Source organism: Neptunicella sp. (assembly GCF_048268085.1).
Classification (GTDB): domain Bacteria; phylum Pseudomonadota; class Gammaproteobacteria; order Enterobacterales; family Alteromonadaceae; genus Neptunicella.
In genome coordinates, this window is sequence record NZ_JBLWWF010000001.1 from 69256 (window position 1) to 91022 (window position 21767).

The window sequence follows — 21767 nt, forward strand, 5'->3', positions numbered from 1 at the left end:
AAAGGCTAGAATAGAATACTTACATTCTGTTTGAACGGTGTATCCTTATCTTAATTTGATAGTGGCCTTTGTTTTGCATTATTTACTCAATTCTTGATTGGTATAAATTTTTTGTGTTTCGGTAAGGGGCGGTTTAGAATCGACGCGCAGTTTTGCGTAGTATCGCTAATGGGTATGCATGAGTTTTAAAGTTTTATATAAAAGTAATAATGTCCGTTTCGTCTTCAGTTTGGGTAAGCGCCAGCTGTTAGCTGCGTTTGCTCTGGTGATCGGGCTGACTTTTATAGCAGGGCGTTCTACATCACCAGCCCCAGATGATTTAGCCTCTATTCATTACACCCAAAGCGGTTTGATTGAGCAGCAACAAGAAGTTGAGAAACTTAAATTAGCCACCCAACAGCAATTAACCGGTATGGTAATGAAGTTAGGTGATATGCAAGGTCAACTCAGGCGACTGGATGCGTTAAGTGAACGATTGGCGGTCAGTTCCCACTTATCAACCGAAGAATTCGGTTTTGGTGAGGAGCCCGCTGTTGGCGGACCTAGTCAGGCTGCGCCGGATTATCTGGTTGAGGACAGTGCAGATTTACTTTCCGGTATCCAATTGATGCTAGGTGAAATTAAAGATAAGTCCAGACAACTGGAAGCCCTTGAATCTATCATGTTAAGCCACCATGTAGATAACCAGAGTTATTTAACTGGTCGGCCAATTAAATCCGGTTGGTTATCTTCCTATTATGGTATTCGTAAAGATCCCTTTAATGGCTTACCCGCTATGCATAAGGGGCTAGATTTTGCCGGTAAGGAAGGAGAACCAGTGATAGCGACGGGAGCAGGTCTGGTGACTTGGGCGGGTGAACGTTATGGCTATGGTAATTTGATTGAAGTGGATCATGGTGATGGTTTGTCTACCCGCTATGGCCATAACAAAAAGATTAAAGTCAAAGTGGGTGATGTTGTCACTAAAGGCCAGACAATTGCACTAATGGGTAATACCGGACGTTCCACCGGCGCTCATGTGCACTATGAAGTATTACGTAATGGTCGTCAGTTGGATCCTCTGGCATTTGTCTCCAGAAAAAGCATGAAAAATTAGCGCTGTTATTTTTATAAGCTTTACAGCGGACAATAATCGGTCATTACAGGCCGATTATTATTTTGTAGGATGTTGCTTAGAGCAACCAAATCGATTTTGTGACACAGGCACGGTGGGCCGCGCAAAGTTAAAACGATAATATTATTCAGATTGGAAGCGGTAAATCCATGTTCTCAAATTTATTCACCAAGATATTCGGTAGCAGTAACGATCGTGTCTTAAAAAAACTTAATAAAATCGTCGTACAAGTCAATGCACTTGAAGCGGATTATGAAGCCCTATCCGATGAACAGTTAAAAGCTAAAACAGCAGAGTTTAAAGAACGTATCGAGCAAGGCAGTTCATTAGATGAACTGATGGTCGATGCCTTTGCCACTGTTCGTGAAGCGTCAAAACGGGTATTTGAAATGCGTCATTTTGACGTGCAATTGGTCGGTGGCATGGTGCTGCACGAAGGCAAAATTGCCGAAATGCGTACCGGTGAAGGTAAAACCTTAACGGCAACATTACCGACCTATCTGAATGCCATTAGCGGCAAAGGTGTGCACGTTATTACCGTCAATGACTATTTGGCTCGTCGTGATGCTGATGGTTCCCGTCCATTATTCGAGTTCTTGGGATTAACGGTAGGTTGTAACATTCCTGGCATGTCTCATGAGCAAAAGAAACAGGCTTATGCTGCCGACATTACTTACGGGACAAATAATGAATTCGGCTTTGATTATCTTCGCGATAACATGGCCTTTAGCCCGGAAGATCGAGTACAACGCCCACTTAACTATGCGGTCGTGGATGAAGTGGATTCGATTCTTATTGATGAAGCCAGAACGCCACTGATTATTTCCGGTGCGGCAGAAGATTCCTCTGAATTGTATCGCCAAATTAACGCGATTATTCCCGAGCTGGTTCAACAGGACAAAGAAGACGAAGAAGACAAGTTTGGTGATGGTGATTTTACTATCGATGAAAAAGCCAAACAGATCCACCTGACTGAAAATGGTCAAATTCATATTGAAGAAATCTTGCAGCAAAAAGGCGTACTGTCGGCCGATGAGTCTTTGTTTGCGGCTAATAATATTAGTCTGTTGCATCATGTTAACGCGGCCCTGCGGGCGCACAAGCTGTTTCAGCGTGATGTAGACTACATCGTTAAAGATGATGAAATCGTGATTGTAGATGAACACACTGGCCGGACTATGGAAGGGCGTCGTTGGTCGGAAGGGTTGCATCAGGCGGTAGAAGCGAAAGAAGGGGTTAAAATTCAGAATGAGAATCAGACCTTAGCTTCCATAACGTTCCAGAATTATTTCCGTTTGTATAACAAGCTGGCCGGGATGACCGGTACAGCCGATACCGAAGCATTTGAGTTTAATCATATTTATGGCCTGTTAACCGTAGTCATTCCTACCAACAAACCAATGATCCGGGATGATCGTGATGATTTGATTTATCTGACAGCCGAAGAAAAATATGAAGCCATTGTGAAAGATATTCAGCAGTGTATCGAAAAACAATGCCCAGTATTAGTGGGAACCATTTCGATTGAAAATTCCGAATTGCTATCGCGCTTTTTGAAAAAGAAAAAGATTAATCACAAAGTATTGAATGCCAAGTTCCACGCACAGGAAGCGGATATTATCGAACAAGCCGGTAAACCAGGTGCGGTGACTATTGCCACCAACATGGCCGGTCGTGGTACCGATATTGTATTAGGTGGTAACTGGCAAGCGGAAATTGATAAGTTAGAAAATCCCGATCAAGCCCAAATTGATAAAATCAAGGCACAATGGCAGGAGCGCCATGATGCCGTTATTGCTGCTGGTGGATTACATATTATTGGTACCGAACGCCATGAATCCCGCCGTATCGATAACCAGTTACGTGGTCGTGCTGGTCGTCAGGGGGATCCGGGGTCATCACGCTTCTATTTATCTTTAGAAGATGCCTTGATGCGTATTTTTGCTTCTGAGCGTATGGGCAGCATGATGAAACGCTTGGGAATGGAGCGTGGTGAAGCGATTGAACATCCTTGGTTAAATCGTGCAGTAGAAAATGCTCAACGCAAAGTGGAAGGACGTAACTTTGACATTCGTAAACAGTTACTAGAATTCGACGATGTGGCTAATGATCAGCGGAAAGTCATATACGAACAACGAAATGAATTGCTGGATGAAGGAGATATTAGCGAAACCATAAACGCCATCCGTACCGATGTTGTTAATGATGTAATTAGCCAATATATACCGTTGCAATCTTTGGAAGAAATGTGGGATGTAGCCGGTCTGGAAGAGCGTGTTAAAAGTGACTTCCAGCTAGCATTACCGATTCAGCAATGGTTAGATGAAGATGACAAATTATACGAAGAAAAGCTGCGTGAACGTATCATCGAAGCAGTAGAAAATGCGTATTTAGAAAAAGAGAAGCAAGTCGGCGAAGGCGTTTTACGCCAGTTTGAAAAGGCGGTAATGCTGCAAAGCTTGGATTCTCACTGGAAAGAGCATTTAGCGGCGATGGATCACTTACGTCAGGGGATACATTTGCGTGGTTATGCGCAGAAGAATCCGAAACAGGAATATAAGCGTGAATCCTTCCAGTTATTTTCTGAAATGTTAGAAAACCTGAAGATTGACGTGGTGACCATCTTAAGCAAAGTGCAAGTGCGTGCTGAGTCTGATGTGGAAGCCGTTGAAGAACAGCGTCGTAAAGCGGATGTTCCTAAACAGTATGAGCATCAGTCGCCAGCAGATGAAGCTGCAACTCAACCACAAGGCCCTGTTGTTCGTGAAGGCGCCAAAGTCGGACGTAATGATCCTTGCCCTTGTGGTTCTGGTAAAAAATACAAACAGTGTCACGGTAAATTGAGTTAATCGTTGCACGAGGTTAATCATGAAAACCGGCTTAGGCCGGTTTTTGTTTTTGGGCTTGTAATCCAGAGTTGTTAAATTGAAGTCAACGAGATACGGGAGACTAGAATAATGAAAATCGTTGAAGTTGCAGTAGGGGTCATTGTCAGGGACAACGCGATCTATATTACTAAACGCGCTGACACGCTTCATCAAGGCGGTAAATGGGAGTTTCCAGGGGGCAAGAAAGAAGCTGGGGAAACTATCGCGAGCGCCCTTTCCCGTGAGTTACAGGAAGAGATAGGGATTGAAGTGGTACACCACCAACCTTTAATGATTATTGAGCATGATTACGGCGATAAGCGAGTTAAGCTGGACGTGCATATTGTCGACCAATTTAATCATGAACCCTATGGTAAAGAAGGTCAGCAAGGTAAGTGGGTACCAATAAACCAGCTGGCCGAATATGACTTCCCGGCAGCGAATGTGGAGATACTCAATCGTATTGGTGATTTGTAAGAGATTGAATCTAGCTGCGAGTAACGAGCTTTTAGCTCGTCGCTCTAAGCTAACCACTCTTCGCTGAAGCTATTGTCCTTTCTTTACTTCGCTGGCTGTCCAGTCATCGGTTCTAAACGGAGTAGCAGGTAATCCTTGGGTGTTGATTAAATTGACTTCGGGATAATCAGCCCATGCATAACGCACGGCAACCGGTTCACTCACATGGGGATTACTCACAATGACGGTGTCGTCTTGTATGGTGGCGGTAGCAGGATAGAACACTTTATCTTTACCCGCGATAATAAAGCCTCTAATGGCTTGATTGTCTTTGCTAGTTAATCCCTGAGCGTACTTAAAGCTGACAATGATTTTATCGGCTTGGATCCGGTGCTGCTGATAATCCGGACCACTGGCAATATTGGCTTGTCCATACACGATATTACTGGCTTGTAACCATAATCGTTTGCCCACATCCTGTTTGTTATGTGGATGTATATTTTGTTCATTACCAATATCTATGGTGACCGCCATACCGGTATTATCCAGAGCTAAGGTTTGCTTTTGACTATCGCGCAAATATGCCCAAGCACTGTCTGGTTGTAGCACCTGATGCGGTAAATAAGCGGCCAGTTGGACAAACAGGAAAGGTAATTGTGGATCGCCGGCCCGTTCGCGCCAGTTTGTGATCATGCTGCTAAACAGCTGATGATAATATTGATATTCCCCGACATTGTTTTCCCCCTGATACCAGATAACGCCGGCGCTGGTGTACGGAAGCAGAGGGTGGATCATGGCATTGTATAAAAAGCCGGGAACCCAGCTGTAACGTTCTACTTTGGGCATGGGTTGTTCGACGGAGTTACTGAATAACCAGTTGCCTTGCAGATCGATTTTTTGTTCGTCACTTTGTAGCCACATTTCGTCGGGGCGACCAACCATCACATTATTGTCCCAGGAATTGGCTATACGCAGGGCGAGCAAGTTTTCACCTTTGTGCAGCTTATCTGCAGGTAATACATAACGAGCGTCACTATCTTGCCAGCCTTTGCGAGCGACTAATTCACCATTGAGAAAAATAAAGGCTTCCTGAACTAAATCACCTAGTTCCAACGTGGTGTTTTGCTGTGGTTGATGATCGAGCTGAAATGACTTACGCAACCAAACAAAATCATTTAGAGCGGTTTTGTTCGGCAGTTGGACAGTTTGCCAGTGACTGGCATCGTAACTGGCTTTGTACGCATTGGTGGCCAAAACGCTTTGTTCATCACCGATCATCTTAAATTTAAGTTGTTCACGCTGGCTGTTCTCAGCCAATAATTTAGGCCAATTCTGCTCGGCAATAATCTTAGTGGCTTTTTGCTGATAGCCTTGCACATCAGTCAGTTTATTAACATCGGTCCATGCTTCTGCCGGAGTGCCGCCCCAGTTTGAATCAATAATCCCAACGGCAACATCTTGATGCTGATGTAATTGTTTGGCAAAAAACCAGGCGACGGCTGAAAAGTTGCCCACGCTAGCTGGGCTGGCAGATTGCCACTGTGAAGCTGGAAGTTGTTTTTCTTTGTGGGCAGAAAGGGTGTTGGGGACTTCAAAAAAGCGGATTTGGGGATAATCGCTATCCTGTATTTCTTGTGCTTGATCATCAATTCCCCAATCCAGTTTCCATTCCATGTTCGATTGGCCACCGGCAATCCATACATCGCCTACATATACATCCTTTAAGGTAATGGTTTTATCGCCACTATCCGTAATTGTGACCTGATAGGGCCCACCTTTAGCCAACGCTGGCAATTGTAACTGCCAGTCACCCTGGAGATTGGTTGTGGTAGTGACTTGATGATGATTCAGCATCACAGTGATTTTTTCACCAGCCGGGGCTTGTCCCCAAAAATGGAGTGGTTTGTCACGCTGCAGTACCATATGGTCACTAAATAATGGCGATAGCTGTATCGACGCCTGAACTGTGGTGGCAACAGACATAAACAGGATCCCTAAACTTAAAATAATTTTAAACATGCTTCTATTCCTTAGTTTGCCGTTAACCCTATGCCGCAGAATCGCAATATTTGACTGCTTCAGTACAGGCTAGGATTAGATGATATAAGCTACTGGCTGGGGCAAGTTCCATCATGACATTATTATCGGCATCCAGCTGGTCAATATAGGATCCTTCTATTTGCTCTGATAAATAGTATTTAAATAACAATTCGATGGCCTGGGCGGCGCCTTCTTCACATTCACGATGACCAGCCTTGGCTTGAGCAATGTTAGCTTTAAGTAATTCTGTTAATGTCCAGCAACGCTTCGTGGCGCTAATAACGTCTCCTTCAGGGCTAACTTCGTCAAATAACAATCCGGTTGATTTGTCCTGTCCCAAGCTCAAACCATTGTGATAAAGATGATGGCAATAGGCATCAACCGGCGTGTCACTAAATTTCTGATATTTGCGCAGTAACCAAACCCATTCCATCATGTGGCCAGGTTCGACAATTAAGCCCCGTTGTCCGGGAGCCGGTTGCCAGTCATCCTGAAAAAATTCTTTCAGTACATGCTGTTGGTGGTCATAAAAACAGGTTTCAAATAAGCAAAAAATCTCCCCCGCTTTAGCTAACCATTTACCATCTTGAGTAATCTCATATAAAGCCAAAAAAGCTTCAAATAGATGCATATGTGGATTCTGACGACGCTCTTGAGCCGGATAATCACCTTCCATCCAGCCACCTGGAGCCTTTTTCAGGGCCGTTTCAATATGTGCGGTTAGCAGGTTGGCTTGTTCTAATGCCTCTGGGTTTTGAGTGATTTTATAGCGGTAAGCGGCCGCCAATATGAAAAAGGCAATATCGTAGAGATCCTGTTTTTGATCAATCGGCTTATTTTGTGAGTCAAGCAAATGGACATACATGCCGGGAATATCGGCTCGAGCTGCGTACTGCTGCAGATAGTCGTTAAGCCCTGCGATAATTTGTTCGGCATTCGCCAGCCAGCCCATCTCAGCTGCGGATGCAAACACAAATAACTGGCGACATTGCACTCTGGCACGTTTGGTGGAGGTTAAATCGGGTTGTCCATTGGCTAATAGTCTTTCGTAACTGCCCAGTGAAGACGGCTCAATCCCAACGGATGACCATAAGGGTAACGCCTGATTGATCATCCAAGTACGAAACTGATCCGTTGCGGTTAATAATTTTTGTGAGACTGCCATAAAAGTGATACCTAAAATTACACAATGACCCTGTTGCATTGCAACAAGGTAAAATTTATAAGAAGTTAAATTAAGACTGACATATACCGGAGCTTTGCCTGATGACAAACTCATGAGGCAAAATATATTCGGTCTGTGAGGGTTGTTCGCCTTCAATCAGCTGGATCAGCAGCTCTGCGGCCTTTTCACCCAATTTGACGGCCGGTTGAAATACAGTAGTTAAGGGGGGATCGCAATAATTAGATACTTCAATATTATCAAATCCGGTAATAGACATATCGCCGGGGACTTTAATATTTTTATCTTTCAAACCCTTAATTGCGCCAATGGCCATTTCATCATTCATACAGAAAATGGCAGTGGGACGCTGTTGCATACGAGTAAAATGTTGTACCGCATTTAATCCCGACCATAAGGTAAAGTCACCTTCCGCTATGAGTGAAGGATCAAATTCGATGCCAGCTTGCTGCAAACTGAGTTTATAGCCTTTCATACGATCGATAGTATGCGGATTGGTGCGTAATCCAGAAATGACACCAATTCGGCGATGGCCATTTTCGATAAGGTAATCGACTACTTTCTTAGCTGCATCGGCATTGTCGATGCGTACTGAAGGATAAGGGGTGTTTTCACAGCCACCGGTATTGACTGCAATGACATTTTTGCGCGGCAGGATTGAGATATTTTCCTGATAAGGTTTTAACTGAATAATCCCATCGGCTTGACGAGTTTCGACTAAATGAATGTAATCCCGTTCCCGTTGTTCAGAATCACGGGTATCCCCTAATAACACGCTATAACCGCTTTTTTGGGCGATATCTTCAATGCCGCTGATGACTTTGGCAAAGAATAGATTGGAAAGATTGGGAACCAAAATGACAATTGTATTGGAGCGTTTGTTGCGGAATTTTTGCGATAGCATATTGGGCTGATATTGTAGTTTATCTATCGCGTCCTGTACTTTTTTAAGACTTTCCTGAGACACTTTATCCGGGGAGCTGAGAGCTCTGGAAACTGTCGCAATAGAGAGGCCAGACTCCTTGGATACGTCGCGAATGGTTGCCATAGTCATTTTCCCTTGTCAGTAATTTTATTTAGACAGATGTAACATTTTTCATGTTTAGGGTGCAATAATTTAATAAAATACTGGAATATTGCCCTTGTTCCGGTTACATTCTACCCCATAGTAACCGGTTACATCAATTGTATTGAAAATAGCATAACATTTTAATACTTAATAAAGCAGAATAGCCTGTTTTGATTTGTAGAGTGTAATGTTAGAGCTGAAATGGCACGATGTTTGTCACTATTAGCTATCTACCCTGTTAATCCAGTGTCTCTAGCACTATATCAATTAATGCTGTAACCGGTTACTGAGGGGCATTTCCCTTTTCTCAATATTATTAATGGTTTAACGGAAATCCAATAGTGATGTGTTTCAGCCTAAGATAATAAAATAGCCGCCCACAGCGGTGCAGATAAAAGGTGAACAGCCCTTAAATAGCAATTTATTTAGGCAGAACGCCTCGTTATTTTTAAGTGAGTGTAAGCATGACAGAGCAGCAAGATATTTTTTCCACTAAGGTCAATCAGCTTTTTAGACAGCATGAAAAGTTAGTCAGTCAGCCGAATTCCCCTGTTTTAAACGGTAATGGTATCTATCAACGTTGGCAAAATCCGATTGTGACTGCTGAGCATGCTCCGGTTTTTTGGCGTTATGATCTTAATTCCGATACCAACCCTTTGTTGCTCGAACGCATTGGGATCAATGCCACTTTAAATTCCGGCGCCATTTATAAAGACGGCAAATATTTACTGGTGGTGCGTGTTGAAGGCAACGATCGCAAGTCGTTTTTTGCGGTGGCCGAAAGTGCCAATGGGGTGGATAATTTTCGCTTTTGGGATTATCCAGTGACCATGCCAGAGACCGATGACCCAGATACAAATGTTTACGATATGCGCTTGACCGAACATCAGGACGGTTATATCTACGGCTTATTTTGTACCGAACGTAAGGATAAAACCCAGCCGAATGATATGAGTGCGGCCGAAGCTCAGTGTGGTATTGCACGTACTAAAGATTTGGTGAATTGGGAGCGCTTACCTGATTTGATTACCTATTCAGGCCAGCAGCGTAATGTGGTCTTGCACCCGGAATTTGTGGACGGTAAATACGCGTTGTATACCCGTCCGCAAGATGGTTTTATTAGTGTCGGTGCGGGCGGTGGCATAGGCTGGGGACTCACTGATTCGATGGATGGTGCTGAGATTAACCATGAAGTGATCGTGGATGCCAAGCATTACCATACTATTACCGAGGTTAAAAATGGTCAGGGTCCCGCGCCGATAAAAACGGCTAAAGGCTGGTTACATTTAGCCCACGGAGTACGTAATACCGCCGCAGGTTTACGCTATGTGCTGTATATGTTTCTGACGGATTTGCAGCAACCGTGGAAAATCACGCATAAGCCTGCGGGCCATTTTATTGCACCACAAGGAGCCGAGCGGGTAGGGGATGTCTCAAATGTGGTTTTCTCGAATGGTTGGGTGGTGAATGAAAAACAGCAAGTGTTTATTTATTACGCATCATCGGATACGCGTATGCACGTAGCAACAAGTAGTATTGAACAACTTCTCGATTATGTGATGAATACCCCTGAAGACGGTTTGCGATCTGCCACTTCAGTTCAGACCCTGAATGACTTAATCAGTAAAAATCTCAACTATATGCAGGGTGATGCTTAATGTTGGTGGCCAATTCGCTAAATCGCGATACGGCGTTTAACGAACTGATTCATATTGGCGATTGGTGGATGCAGCATTGCCAAGACACTCAGTTTGGTGGATTTGTCGGTCAAGTCAATTATGACGGTAAGGTTGAATCCTGTGCCAGTAAGGGCATTGTACTCAACACGCGAATTCTATGGTTTTTTAGTGAAGCCGCCCGTTTTACTGGCCGTCAGGATTATCGCCAAATGGCAGATCGAGCCTATCAGTATCTGCTGGATTGTTTTGATGACAAAGTGCACGGTGGCATCGTGTGGGAAGTCGATCACCAAGGGGCCGTACTGAGTGCCAAAAAACAAACTTATGCCCAATGTTTTGCCATTTATGCGCTCTGTGCTTATTACCAGTTAACCGGCAAGCAAGTTGCACTGGATAAAGCCTGGAGCTATTTTGAGTTGGTTGAGCAACATTGTTGGGATCAACAGGATAAAGGCTATATTGAAGCTTTAGATGGTCAGTGGCAGCTCCTTGATGATGTACGCTTGAGCGATAAAGATCAGAATACGCCTAAATCGATGAATACCCACTTGCATGTGCTGGAAGCTTATTCAGCACTCTATCTGCTCAAGCCTGAGACAAAGGTTGCTGACGCATTGCGTGGGCTGATTGATATTTTTGCCGAGCGTATTATCGATCAGGGATCAAGTCATCTTAAATTGTTTTTTGATATGCAATGGCAGGATTATTCCACCTTTTATTCCTACGGGCATGATATTGAATGTAGTTGGTTGTTATGGGAGGCCTTGGAAATCCTCGGCGATGAGGATTATTTACAGAAATATCGGCCTTTGGTGGTGGATATGGCTAAAGTCTGTGCCGAACAGGCGATTGGTGAGCATGGGCAGGTCTGTGATGAATATGTATTTGCCTGCCAATCCATTCATCAAACCAGCGATTGGTGGGTACAAGCTGAAGCGTTGGTAGGCTTTATGAACGCTTATCATCTTACCGGTGAAGCTCATTATTTTGAACTATGTGAACAAATTTGGGACTTTACCCAAAAATATCATATTGACCATGAAAAAGGCGAATGGCATTGGGTGGCCTCGATTTACCAAGCTCAGGCGGAGCCTAAATATAAAGTCGGCTTCTGGAAAGCGCCTTACCATAATGGTCGTGCCATGATGGAAATGTGTCGTTTGTTTGATGCCATTGAAAAAAACAATATTGCGACCACTGTGCAAAATTCAGTTTCAATTTAATTAAAGCTAATTACTATCATGTCAGCTAATCATCCAATCAAGCAAATCGTTATCGTCGGCGGTGGTACTGCTGGTTGGATGGCGGCTGCGAGCCTTAGCCAATTTTTGCAAGGAAAAAATATCGGCATTAGTCTGATTGAGTCCAGCGGGATTGGTACTGTTGGTGTTGGAGAGGCCACATTACCCTCACTGCGTGAGTTTAACCAATATCTGGGTATCGATGAATTAGCTTTTATTCGTGCCACTCAGGCAACATTCAAATTGGGTATTCAGTTTGAAAATTGGTATCAACAGGACAGTATCTTTTTTCATCCTTTTGGTAATTTTGGCACTCCATTATCCGGTACGGATTTTCATCATCATTGGCATCGAGCTCGATTAGCTGGGGCGAGTGAGCCGTTAGCTGATTATTGTCTAGCCGGTCGATTGGCTCAGCAACATAAATTTGCCCAGCCTAATTTGCAGTCTGGTCATCCTTTGGCTCAGTATAACTATGCCTTTCACTTTGATGCCCAAGCTTACGCTAGACTGTTATCAGACTACGCCCAGCAACGTGGCGTAGTCAGGTTTGACAATATTGTTAGCGATGTGGAACTAGATAAAGCGAGTGGATTTATCCAGTCTGTTTTGCTCGATAATGGGCAGCGCATTAGCGGTGACTTGTTTATTGACTGCTCGGGTTTTCGCGGCTTGTTGATTGAGCAAGCGTTACATACCGGTTATCAGGATTGGCGACATTGGCTGCCTTGTGATCGTGCTGTTGCAGTCGCCTGTCAAACCGATACTCCGCCGCTTCCTTATACTCGCTCTATTGCCCTTGAAGCTGGATGGCGTTGGCAAATTCCATTGCAAACTCGGCTTGGTAACGGTTACGTGTACTGTAGTGAATATATCGATCAACAAAGTGCCACGGAGCAGTTAATCAACAGCCTAGCAGGACCGATGTTATCAGAGCCTAAACAACTGCGCTTTGTCACGGGGATGCGCAATAAAATGTGGAATAAAAACTGTGTGGCATTAGGCTTGGCCGCCGGTTTTATGGAACCACTGGAATCTACTAGCATTGGCCTGATCCAAAGTGGCATTTCATTATTGCAACAGTTTTTTCCTTTTGAGCAATTTAATCCTCATGAAATTGCTGAAGCTAACCGGCATACGCAGGCAGAATTTGAACGAGTAAGGGATTTTTTGATATTGCATTATCAGGCCACCAGCCGTACGGATAGTCCCTTATGGAACTATTGTCGTACTATGCCTATCCCGGATACGCTTGCACATAAAATAGCCCTGTATAAGGCTCGCGGTCACTTACTTCAATATGAAGTGGAGTCCTTTGAAGATGCCAGCTGGCTGGCGTTGTATACCGGCATGAATATTTTGCCCAAGGATTATAACCGACGGGCTGATTTGTTAACCCTTAGCCAGCTCGAGCAAAATTTGCAACAGATGCGCGATACCTTGCAGCAAGGTGTTAGTTTTGCGCCTTCTCACCGTGAATTTATTCATAAACATTGTGCGGTAGGCTGATGATTGATGCCAGCATGATTATTTGTTGGCCGCAGCACAATGTTGGGCAATAAAATCAGCGTGACTGGGTGTTGCTGCTACCGCTTGGTTGATTGATTTTTTCATCGCGTCCAGACTGGTGCGTAAGTACTCAGGATCAAAATTATCTACGATGGGATCATAGCTCTGTGGCAGGATATGCATCCCCGTATACAGTGCAACCCAACTCGCCGGCTGGAATATTTCCCAGCGGTATTTAACCAGATGGCCGCGTTGTTTAAATAACGCCATCTTATGTGCCAGCGTATCCGGGATAGGCATAGTACGACAATAGTTCCACATCGGACTATCAGTACGACTGGTGCCATGATAGTGCAGAATAATAAAGTCTCGTACGCGCTCATATTCCAAACGTGTCATCTCATTGAATTCATCGATAACCGACTGGTTCATGGATTTATCTGGGAATAACAGGCGAATTTTTTCTATGGCGGTTTCTACTAGGGCGATACTGGTACTTTCGAGTGGCTCTAGAAATCCGGCCGCTAACCCTACGGCAATACAGTTTTTACGCCAAGCTTGTTTACGTCGACCGGGGATAAATTTGAACTGTCGTGGTTCATTAAGCAGCTTGCCTTCAATGTTGTTCAGCAATACGGCTTTGGCTTCATCATCACTGATGTACTGACTGCTATACACATGACCGTTACCTTGTCGGTGTTGCAATGGAATTTTCCATTGCCAGCCGGCTTGGTGAGCCATTGCGATCGTATAAGGGGTGGGGGGACCGACTAATTCACTTTGTACTGTGACAGCTCGATCACATACCAGCCATTGAGACCAATCTTCATAACCACTGTGTAGGGCTTGTTCGATTAACAGGCCATTAAATCCAGAGCAATCAATAAATAAATCCCCACTAACCACTTCACCGTTGTCTAGCTTAACTGACTCAATAAAGCCGTTATCGGCTTTGAGGTTCACTTGTTCTACTTTGGCATCAATACGACGAACACCATGATGTTCGGCAAAGTCACGCATTAATTTGGCGAATAAAGAGGCGTCAAATTGCAACGCCCAATCAAACACGGATAGCATATTTTGTGGATTGTCCGGTGGCTGAGTAAATTTTCCTGCTCTGGCCATGTTGACGCCCAGTGAATAGTCTCCCATGTCACTTGCCGCGCCTTGCAGTTGCATTTTGAGCCAATAATGGTGGAAAGGTACATTGGCGACATCCTGACCAAACAGGCCAAAGGGATGAATAAAGGAAGCGCCTTGTTGGTACCAGTGTTGAAACTCAATGCCTAATTTACAGGTGGCTTGGGTGGCGCGCATGACATCAGTGTCTTGCATACCCAGTGTGGCATAAAAGCGGCGGATAGTGGCAATGGTCGATTCTCCCACTCCGACAGTGCCTATCTCGGAAGATTCGATTAGAGTGAAATTGACGTTTTTTTTATAGTAATTGATCAGTCCAGCGGCTGTCATCCAGCCGGCAGTGCCACCGCCGACAATGACCACATGTTCGACCCGTTTATTTACCGTCATATTCGTTCCTGAGTTGTTCCGATAATATGTCATTATACAGACTAAAACCGGCTTGTAATGAGGCTGATAGGTTTGTTGCTACTCAATAAAAAACGCCATGAGCAGTATTACTCATGGCGTTTATACTGTAGCTAATCCGCAGTTTAGAACTTGGCGCGAACACCCACTGTGTAGCGAGGTTCGTAGTAGTTCTGGAAGGCGTATTGATCTTCAAACTCTAGATAATAGTCTTCATATTCCCCGGTTACGTTAGACCCGTTAAGGTATACGGTTATCTGATCTGTCACATCGTAGCTGGCAGATAGATCCACATAAGCGGTTTCTTTCTGATACAGATTCAATGCACCCCAAGCACCATCCCCAGCCAGACGTTTACTACGATAGTTGTAGGAAATCCGTGCCTGGAAGCGATCAGCCTGATACCAGGTAATTAAATTGAACTGGTTTTTAGAGTTATCGACGAATAGCTCTTTGTCACCACGAATATCGGTACCACTACCATCACCTTCAGAATAGGTATAGTTGGTATCAATACCAAAATTGCTCAGGATACTGTCATTACCCACAATGTCACTGAAGGCTAATTTAGCTGATAGTTCTGTTCCTTTTAAGGTTCCCCCATCTGCTTGCACTAAGGTATTAATAGGTACTTCACGGCGGATAATACCATCAGCATCCGGTTGCGGCATGTTGACCGTGTCGGTCTGGGTGAAGCTGTCTACATCAACATTAAATATTGCGGCACTTATCATACTGGCCGAGCCCATATACCATTCAATCGATAAATCAATGTTGGATGAGCGCCATGGATCCAGATCCGGATTACCATTGAGACTACCACCTGTAACGATAAATTGCCCTTCGGTTGGGCTACCTGCAACTGCATCCAGAGCAGTATTCAACGACAGACCATTACCATATTGATCCAAGTTTAATGGTGTCATTGCTTCAGAGTAAGCGAAGCGTAATATTAGGTCGTCACTTAGGTTGTAGGCCACATTTAACGAAGGTAATACATCGGTATAGCTGCGCTTAGTGACGACATCACCGGTATCGTAAGCGGTATTACCATAAGCCTTACTGGCACCGGCAATATTTTGTTGAACGGTTAGATCGGTATCAACTATTCGTACACCAAAATTACCGGTTAGTTCGCCATCCAAGCCTTCAAAATTAGCTTGCAAGTAGTAAGACAATTCATTCATGTCTACCGCAAAGGTATTTCCCGGAATGGTATTTTTTTCTACCGAGCCGAAGACTCTTTTATGGAAGGCTTCGGGATCATCATAGTCGCTTGGATCCACGGCCCATACTCCAGGAATGCCATTTACCGGACCAAAATCGGTAACCCATTTCACATTGTTGAATTCATCCAAGCCAACATTGCTCAATGCAACATAAGGGGTAAATGTGCCGTTAACCATCTCACCATCGCTACAATCTGGTGCAGGATTGCCAAGGATTACGTCGGTGGCTTTCCATTGTGCCTGACAGGGGCCATTTTGGGCAGGTGAAAATAGGTTATAACGTTCATAACTGGCAGAACGTTGACCCGATCTGATGCCGGCCTTAATTGAAGTAATAAAACCTTCTTCCAGTGCATAGCTACCTTTAAGGCTCAAGGCGGTTAGATCACCATGTGAGTTTTCATTATTCTCTGAAGAAAAAGCGCCCACATTGTAGCTATCTAGATTCGCCATATAATCAGCAATGGTCGCGCCATTCCCCAGTCCACCGGCTAAAGGACGGTCAAAACCACCCCAAGTAGGGTGTGAGCTGGTAGTATCATAAGAAATCATTGGGTTTTCACTGTAACCCAGTGGGTTGATTGCTTGATAACAACCACCTTGTGCCCCGACGACATCATCATCTGGCCCGCATTGTTCTGCTGGTACAAAGCTGGTGGTTCTGCCTAAGGTTGTTTGACCATTGGTCAAATCACCCTCGTTATAACCGTGACGATGTTGTTTATCGGCTCTGCCGATAACGGCACGGAATTGACCGGTAAAAGCACCACCGTTGTCGTAATCAAGTTGCAGATTAATGTTATTCGAGGTTGAAAAATACACATCGTTTTGGGTGAATGATTTCAGACGATTAGGATTAAGTTCGGCTTTCGTCCACGCATAAAATTCACCTGCATCAGTTGATACACCAGTGGCACTTTCTTCAGTCGGAGTGAACCAACCGCGAGGACCCCATTTGTTGGTCGCACTCAAGCCAATTTTACGGTTGTATTCTTCCTGATCAGTATAAAAAATGTCGGAAGTTAATACGAAGCCATCGCCTAAATCGGCTTGGAATGACGCATTTAGGCCAATACGCTCCCGCTCGGTAACTTGATTCCAACCTGAGAAACCTTGAGAACCCATGATAATCCGACCATCGCGGCCCGCTACCCCAATTTCATCAGCATTAGTTTGATCCGTCCAACCGGCATCACCGGGGTTACCCGTGTTGATACCATTATAAGAGTTAGACAAATTGGCATTGGAATAGGTGGCGGAAAATAAGGCTCCAAATTTATCATTCTTCCAGTTAACCAATGCATTTAGATTAGGATCGGTTTTACCGGTTTCTGTACCGTGCTGAACTTCTGCGGCACCAACAGCGGTAAAGCCTTCGTCAAAGTCAAAAGGACGATAGGTTTTTAGATTAACCGTACCGGTAATACCGGCATTACCTAAACTGGCATTGGATGATTTATACACATCTACGCCATTGAATAGCTGGGAAGGAATATCACCAAAATTTGGTTGGGTTGATACCACCGAGTTGGCTCCCAGATATTGTTCACCGTTTAATTGGGTGACAACTTGAGGTAAGCCACGAATATTTACCGGCCCACCCTCACCGGCGGTACGACGGATTTGGATCCCCGAAATACGTTGTAAAGAATCGGAAATCGTCACATCGGGTAACTTACCGATATCGGTCGCCGAAATTGATTCCATTACGGTGTTAGCTGCGCGCTTATTAAAGATAGAGGCTTCCTGAGACCCACGAATACCACTGACATTAATTACTTCAATCTGTGGGTCGGTTTGTTCTGCCTCTGCCGATTGTGCCATTGAAGCACTAGCGTAAAAACTGGAGGCAACACTCAGTGCTAATGCTGACAGTTTAAAATAACGATTAGACTTTTGTTTGAATACACTCATAAATGTTCCATGTTAGTTGTTGGCCCAATTCAGTAGTTAAATAACCAGACGGTATTGATTACCTTTAAATAAGGTGATTGTTGTCTGTTTTTAGTCCAAATTGAATTAATGTAACCGGTTAACAAAAATATAAAAAATTTAAAAAAATTAACTTACAAATAATTGAGTAACCGGTTTCTTTTTATCCCATAGTAACCGGTTACATTGAAAGTTGGTGTTAATTTAGTACAACCGTTTTCATTTTTCAATAACAAAAAATTCACAAAATGGAGTTATTTAATCAATTTGGCCATTAATTGGGTGAAAGTTGTAATAACGGAGAGCCTATTTGAGACTCACAGTTATTATATTAATCAGCCATGACCTACATGGATAAAATCAGGGTTAAGGTTTCATGCCCCTGAATCTTTTTACGTAAAGGCTGGGTAGTATCGCCCAGCATCTTGTTGTGCCATACATCTTTAATCTGATAACGGGTATTTTTAAGATCAATCTTTTTATCGGACAGCACGTCTTTAATCACTCCCTGTGCAACAAAATCAAAGTTAAACTCAACGGTATCATCATTACGGTTCAGTACTGCCATAGCCCAGCGACCATTGGCCATTGGTTTTAACCATACATCTACGCCATTTGCAGTTTGATATTTAAAGCCCTGAATGCCCAGAATATCCTGATTGATCGCGATCACATCTTCATTGGTCAGGATCGCCAGTGTTTGTTTAGACATACTGCGCAAATCATTACCGGCAATCAGTGGAGAGGCCAGCATGGCCCACATGGTGAAGTGTGACTGGTCTTCCAGTTTGGACATGCCATTGCCCACTTCCATCATATCCATATCGTTCCAATGCCCCGGTCCGGCATATTGGCGAATGTTGTGCCGCATATCGAGAATTTTTAACACGCCCCAGGATGACCATTCATTTTCTGTCCCCTCCAGATGTTTATGTTCGCAGTTCCAGCAATTGATAATATCGCCACTGGTGCGCCATAGATGGCCAATATCTTTAGCCCATTCCCAAGGCTGATTATCGCCCCATTCACAAATGCTGAATACAACAGGATGACCGGCGGTATACAATGCATCACGCATGGTTAGATAAGCCCCTTCGGCGTTGAGTCCTTCGGTGTTACACCAGTCATATTTGAGGTAATCAATTCCCCACGCAGCATATTGCTTGGCATCCTGAAATTCATAGCCACGGCTACCGGGTTTGCCACCACAGGTTTTCCAGCCGGCGTCAGAATAAAGACCCAGTTTTAATCCTTTACTATGTACATAATCGGCCAGAGCTTTCATGCCGGAGGGAAAGTGTTTCGGATTGACTTGAATATTGCCGTTTGTGTCGCGCTCACCATGCCAGCAATCATCAATATTAATGTACTGGTAACCAGCGTCTTTCATTCCGGATGAAACCATAATGTCGGCCATTTCTTTGATCATGTTTTCGTTAATTTCACAAGCAAAGGTATTCCAGCTATTCCAGCCCATCGGGGGAGTAAGTGCTAAGTCGTCAAACTTTTTAGCCAAACTACTAGCTGAAAAGAACGAAAAGGACAGTATACATAACAGCATAAGGCGACGGGATACGTTTTGATTTTTCATACAGCGATCCTGTTTATTGATATAAAATTCTGTAGTTATAGTAACCGGTTACATCGATGGTGTCTTGTAAAAATTACGGTTGATTAATTATTGGATTCAAGCGTTAGGTGCCATCAATAAAACTACTGATGGTTAACCGACCGTTAGCGGGATTAGGATCAAAATTAAAATTTTCAGGAATCGCCCCTGAATGCAGTGCATTACGACGATAAATAATCATTCGGTTGAAAATCCCTTGCTGTTCGGCAATACGCTCATATAAAGGTGTATTCCCATTAATATAACCATCGGCAGTAGTGGGTATATTAGGACCATCGTTTTCTTGTTCAAGGGATCGAAAATAATTAATACGTCTAGATTCGTCGATATATTCGTAGCCGGTTTTACGATGGCGATAAAATGACGTCCCGCCCCAATTTCCTTTAAATAAATAAAACACTGCTGCCAGGGCGTGAGGATCTACCGCGTCAAAGTGAGGAATTCGTTGCAACAACTTAAGCTTGGAAGGGACTGTAGTGACTAAAGAATAATGGCAAACCGACAAGTTAAAGTGATGTTGCTGTGTACCGAAGAAGTGCTGCTGGTGTTGTTCCACTTCATCAAGTAATAAACGCTGAAAGCTGGCTGGAGCTGGAGCTCGAATTCCCGGATATAACGGTGAATTCGCCACAAAATTTTGCAGGCTGGCATGCTCAATCATGTGCTCGGCATTGTCAATTAAGTTGTCAATGACGATAATAGGCAAACGCTCCTGGCCATAAAATTCCTCACGTACATGCCTATCGGGATTCACACGCAATTGCATGATCAATTACCTTTAGCCTGACAGTATTGTTGAACGAACGTTGCATGGGGAGGCAGTTTGCTAACGGCATTAGTAATACTGCTGCGAATATGACCCAGATGTGCCATTAACTCTTCATCCGACATCGTGCTGAACATGGGGTGGTACGATTCAGGTTTTATGCCCTGACCCAGCATCACGTGCGTCCATGATTCAAGCCTAAACAATTCCCTTTCATCCTGAAATGCCAAGGCATTGTGTTTAAATAATTCAATCCGATGGGATAGTGTGTCAGGAATAGACATATTTTTGCAGTAGCGCCAAAACTCACTGTCTTCACGCTGTGTGACATGGTAATGCAAAATAATAAAGTCTCGTACGTTTTCAAGTTCTGCAATAGACTGCTGGTTATATTCATCCATGGCTGACTGGGTAATGCCGTGAAACGGAAACATTCTCATCAACCTGACGATACCGTTCATAAACAGATAAATACTGGTGGATTCAAGGGGCTCGACAAAACCACTGGATAAACCTAAAGCAATACAGTTTTTATTCCAAAATTGTTTGCGTCGACCAGTTTTATATTTGATGACACGAGGATCGGTTAGTACTTTACCTTCAATATTGTTGAGTAAATGCTGTTTAGCATCGTCATCGGACATAAATTGACTACAAAATACATTGCCATTACCTACCCTGTGTTGCAGTGGGATATGCCATTGCCAGCCTGCGTGATGCGCGGTACAAGTGACATAAGGGACGGGGGGAACCACCGATTCGGTTTGCACGGCAATGGCGCTGTCACAAGGTAGCCAGTGTGACCAATCTTCATAGTCGGTTTTCAAGGTTTGATCAATTAATAACCCTCTAAAACCGGTGCAATCAATAAATAAATCACCTTCGATCAGTTCGCCGGATTCGAGCTGTAACCCGCTAATATCACCGTTGGCATGTTGATGGACGTGTTGGATCTTGCCTTCAATTCTTGTGGCACCGTTTTTTTCACTGAATGTTCGCAAAAATTGAGCATAACGGGTGGCATCTAAATGATAGGCAAAATTAATTGCACCGGTTTTAGAAGTGGCAAATTTATTCGCCTTGGCAGCTTGAATTTCCAAACTATATTGATCGAAATCATGTTCAATACCACGACTTTTTCCATGTAACCAGAAATGTTGAAAATCAGCCAGATAACTACCTTGTCCGGTTGTACCAAAGGGATGGAGATAATGATCGCCAATTTGCCCCCAGTTTTTAAATGAGATACCTAATTTAAAAACCGCTTCGGTCGCCCGCATAAACTCTTGTTCATCGATGCCCAACAAGGAATGAAAAATACGCATTGGCGGGATTGTAGCCTCTCCCACACCCACCGTACCGATTTGATCAGATTCCACTAGTACGACATCAATAAAGGGGCCAAGTTTTTTGGATAACGCTGCTGCCGCGACCCAACCAGCGGTGCCGCCACCGGCAATCACAACTTTTTTAACTTGATGATTTTGCAATGCTCGACTCACTT

14 protein-coding genes are annotated in these 21767 nt (G+C 44.0%); 6 read left to right on the forward strand and 8 right to left on the reverse strand.

Annotated elements, in window-relative coordinates; genetic code table 11:
* The first annotated feature begins 178 nt into the window (after positions 1-178).
* The 3 genes from ACTD55_RS00385 to mutT all read left to right on the forward strand — a co-directional run bounded on the left by ACTD55_RS00385 (position 179) and on the right by mutT (position 4458).
* Complete coding sequence (locus tag ACTD55_RS00385) at positions 179-1096, forward strand: M23 family metallopeptidase (protein WP_438862314.1); 918 nt, start codon at positions 179-181, stop codon at positions 1094-1096.
* 167 nt (positions 1097-1263) lie between these two features.
* Complete coding sequence (secA, locus tag ACTD55_RS00390; protein ID WP_438862315.1) at positions 1264-3963, forward strand: preprotein translocase subunit SecA; 2700 nt, start codon at positions 1264-1266, stop codon at positions 3961-3963.
* Between the two features lie 108 nt (positions 3964-4071).
* Positions 4072-4458 (forward strand): 8-oxo-dGTP diphosphatase MutT, encoded by a 387-nt coding sequence (gene mutT / locus ACTD55_RS00395; RefSeq protein ID WP_438862316.1) that lies wholly within the window; start codon positions 4072-4074, stop codon positions 4456-4458.
* 69 nt (positions 4459-4527) lie between these two features.
* Here mutT and ACTD55_RS00400 read toward each other — a convergent pair whose 3' ends face one another.
* From ACTD55_RS00400 to ACTD55_RS00410, 3 genes are all read right to left on the reverse strand, one after another.
* On the reverse strand, positions 4528-6456 hold the full coding sequence (locus ACTD55_RS00400) for a sialate O-acetylesterase (protein WP_438862317.1): 1929 nt from the start codon (positions 6454-6456) through the stop codon (positions 4528-4530).
* Between the two features lie 28 nt (positions 6457-6484).
* The gene (locus ACTD55_RS00405) at positions 6485-7642 is read right to left on the reverse strand and encodes an AGE family epimerase/isomerase (protein WP_438862318.1); all 1158 of its coding nucleotides are present in this window, start codon (positions 7640-7642) and stop codon (positions 6485-6487) included.
* A gap of 70 nt (positions 7643-7712) precedes the next feature.
* Entirely contained in the window at positions 7713-8708 is a 996-nt protein-coding gene (locus ACTD55_RS00410; RefSeq protein WP_438862319.1) for a LacI family DNA-binding transcriptional regulator, read from the reverse strand.
* A 485-nt stretch (positions 8709-9193) separates the two neighbouring features.
* On the opposite strand from ACTD55_RS00410, the gene ACTD55_RS00415 reads away from it, so the two are divergent.
* Genes ACTD55_RS00415 through ACTD55_RS00425 form a run of 3 tightly spaced genes read left to right on the forward strand, consistent with a single transcriptional unit; the run spans position 9194 to position 13158 of the window.
* Entirely contained in the window at positions 9194-10387 is a 1194-nt protein-coding gene (locus ACTD55_RS00415) for a glycoside hydrolase family 130 protein (RefSeq protein ID WP_438862320.1), read from the forward strand.
* Entirely contained in the window at positions 10387-11631 is a 1245-nt protein-coding gene (locus ACTD55_RS00420; protein WP_438862321.1) for an AGE family epimerase/isomerase, read from the forward strand. The genes ACTD55_RS00415 and ACTD55_RS00420 overlap by 1 nt, the downstream gene beginning before the upstream one ends.
* Before the next feature lie 18 nt (positions 11632-11649).
* A complete protein-coding gene (locus tag ACTD55_RS00425) occupies positions 11650-13158 on the forward strand; it encodes a tryptophan halogenase family protein (protein WP_438862322.1) in 1509 nt (502 codons plus the stop codon).
* Positions 13159-13176: 18 nt separating this feature from the next.
* Here the strand turns inward: ACTD55_RS00425 and ACTD55_RS00430 are convergent, their stop codons facing one another.
* From ACTD55_RS00430 to ACTD55_RS00450, 5 genes are all read right to left on the reverse strand, one after another.
* Positions 13177-14688, reverse strand: a complete 1512-nt coding sequence (locus tag ACTD55_RS00430; RefSeq protein WP_438862323.1) for a tryptophan halogenase family protein — start codon at positions 14686-14688, stop codon at positions 13177-13179.
* A gap of 143 nt (positions 14689-14831) precedes the next feature.
* Positions 14832-17849: a TonB-dependent receptor gene (locus ACTD55_RS00435; RefSeq protein WP_438862324.1), complete on the reverse strand. Its 3018-nt coding sequence runs from the start codon at positions 17847-17849 to the stop codon at positions 14832-14834.
* A 364-nt stretch (positions 17850-18213) separates the two neighbouring features.
* Complete coding sequence (locus tag ACTD55_RS00440) at positions 18214-19458, reverse strand: glycoside hydrolase family 27 protein (RefSeq protein WP_438862325.1); 1245 nt, start codon at positions 19456-19458, stop codon at positions 18214-18216.
* 103 nt (positions 19459-19561) lie between these two features.
* Complete coding sequence (locus ACTD55_RS00445) at positions 19562-20263, reverse strand: DUF6445 family protein (protein WP_438862326.1); 702 nt, start codon at positions 20261-20263, stop codon at positions 19562-19564.
* Positions 20264-20265: 2 nt separating this feature from the next.
* Complete coding sequence (locus ACTD55_RS00450) at positions 20266-21765, reverse strand: tryptophan halogenase family protein (protein ID WP_438862327.1); 1500 nt, start codon at positions 21763-21765, stop codon at positions 20266-20268.
* Positions 21766-21767: the final 2 nt, after the last annotated feature.

Coding starts and splice junctions, on each gene's coding strand:
- ACTD55_RS00385 (WP_438862314.1), top strand. CDS start 179: ATGAGTTTTAAAGTTTTATATAAAAGTAATAATGTCCGTTTCGTCTTC.
- secA (WP_438862315.1), top strand. CDS start 1,264: ATGTTCTCAAATTTATTCACCAAGATATTCGGTAGCAGTAACGATCGT.
- mutT (WP_438862316.1), top strand. CDS start 4,072: ATGAAAATCGTTGAAGTTGCAGTAGGGGTCATTGTCAGGGACAACGCG.
- ACTD55_RS00400 (WP_438862317.1), bottom strand. CDS start 6,456: ATGTTTAAAATTATTTTAAGTTTAGGGATCCTGTTTATGTCTGTTGCC.
- ACTD55_RS00405 (WP_438862318.1), bottom strand. CDS start 7,642: ATGGCAGTCTCACAAAAATTATTAACCGCAACGGATCAGTTTCGTACT.
- ACTD55_RS00410 (WP_438862319.1), bottom strand. CDS start 8,708: ATGGCAACCATTCGCGACGTATCCAAGGAGTCTGGCCTCTCTATTGCG.
- ACTD55_RS00415 (WP_438862320.1), top strand. CDS start 9,194: ATGACAGAGCAGCAAGATATTTTTTCCACTAAGGTCAATCAGCTTTTT.
- ACTD55_RS00420 (WP_438862321.1), top strand. CDS start 10,387: ATGTTGGTGGCCAATTCGCTAAATCGCGATACGGCGTTTAACGAACTG.
- ACTD55_RS00425 (WP_438862322.1), top strand. CDS start 11,650: ATGTCAGCTAATCATCCAATCAAGCAAATCGTTATCGTCGGCGGTGGT.
- ACTD55_RS00430 (WP_438862323.1), bottom strand. CDS start 14,688: ATGACGGTAAATAAACGGGTCGAACATGTGGTCATTGTCGGCGGTGGC.
- ACTD55_RS00435 (WP_438862324.1), bottom strand. CDS start 17,849: ATGAGTGTATTCAAACAAAAGTCTAATCGTTATTTTAAACTGTCAGCA.
- ACTD55_RS00440 (WP_438862325.1), bottom strand. CDS start 19,458: ATGAAAAATCAAAACGTATCCCGTCGCCTTATGCTGTTATGTATACTG.
- ACTD55_RS00445 (WP_438862326.1), bottom strand. CDS start 20,263: ATGCAATTGCGTGTGAATCCCGATAGGCATGTACGTGAGGAATTTTAT.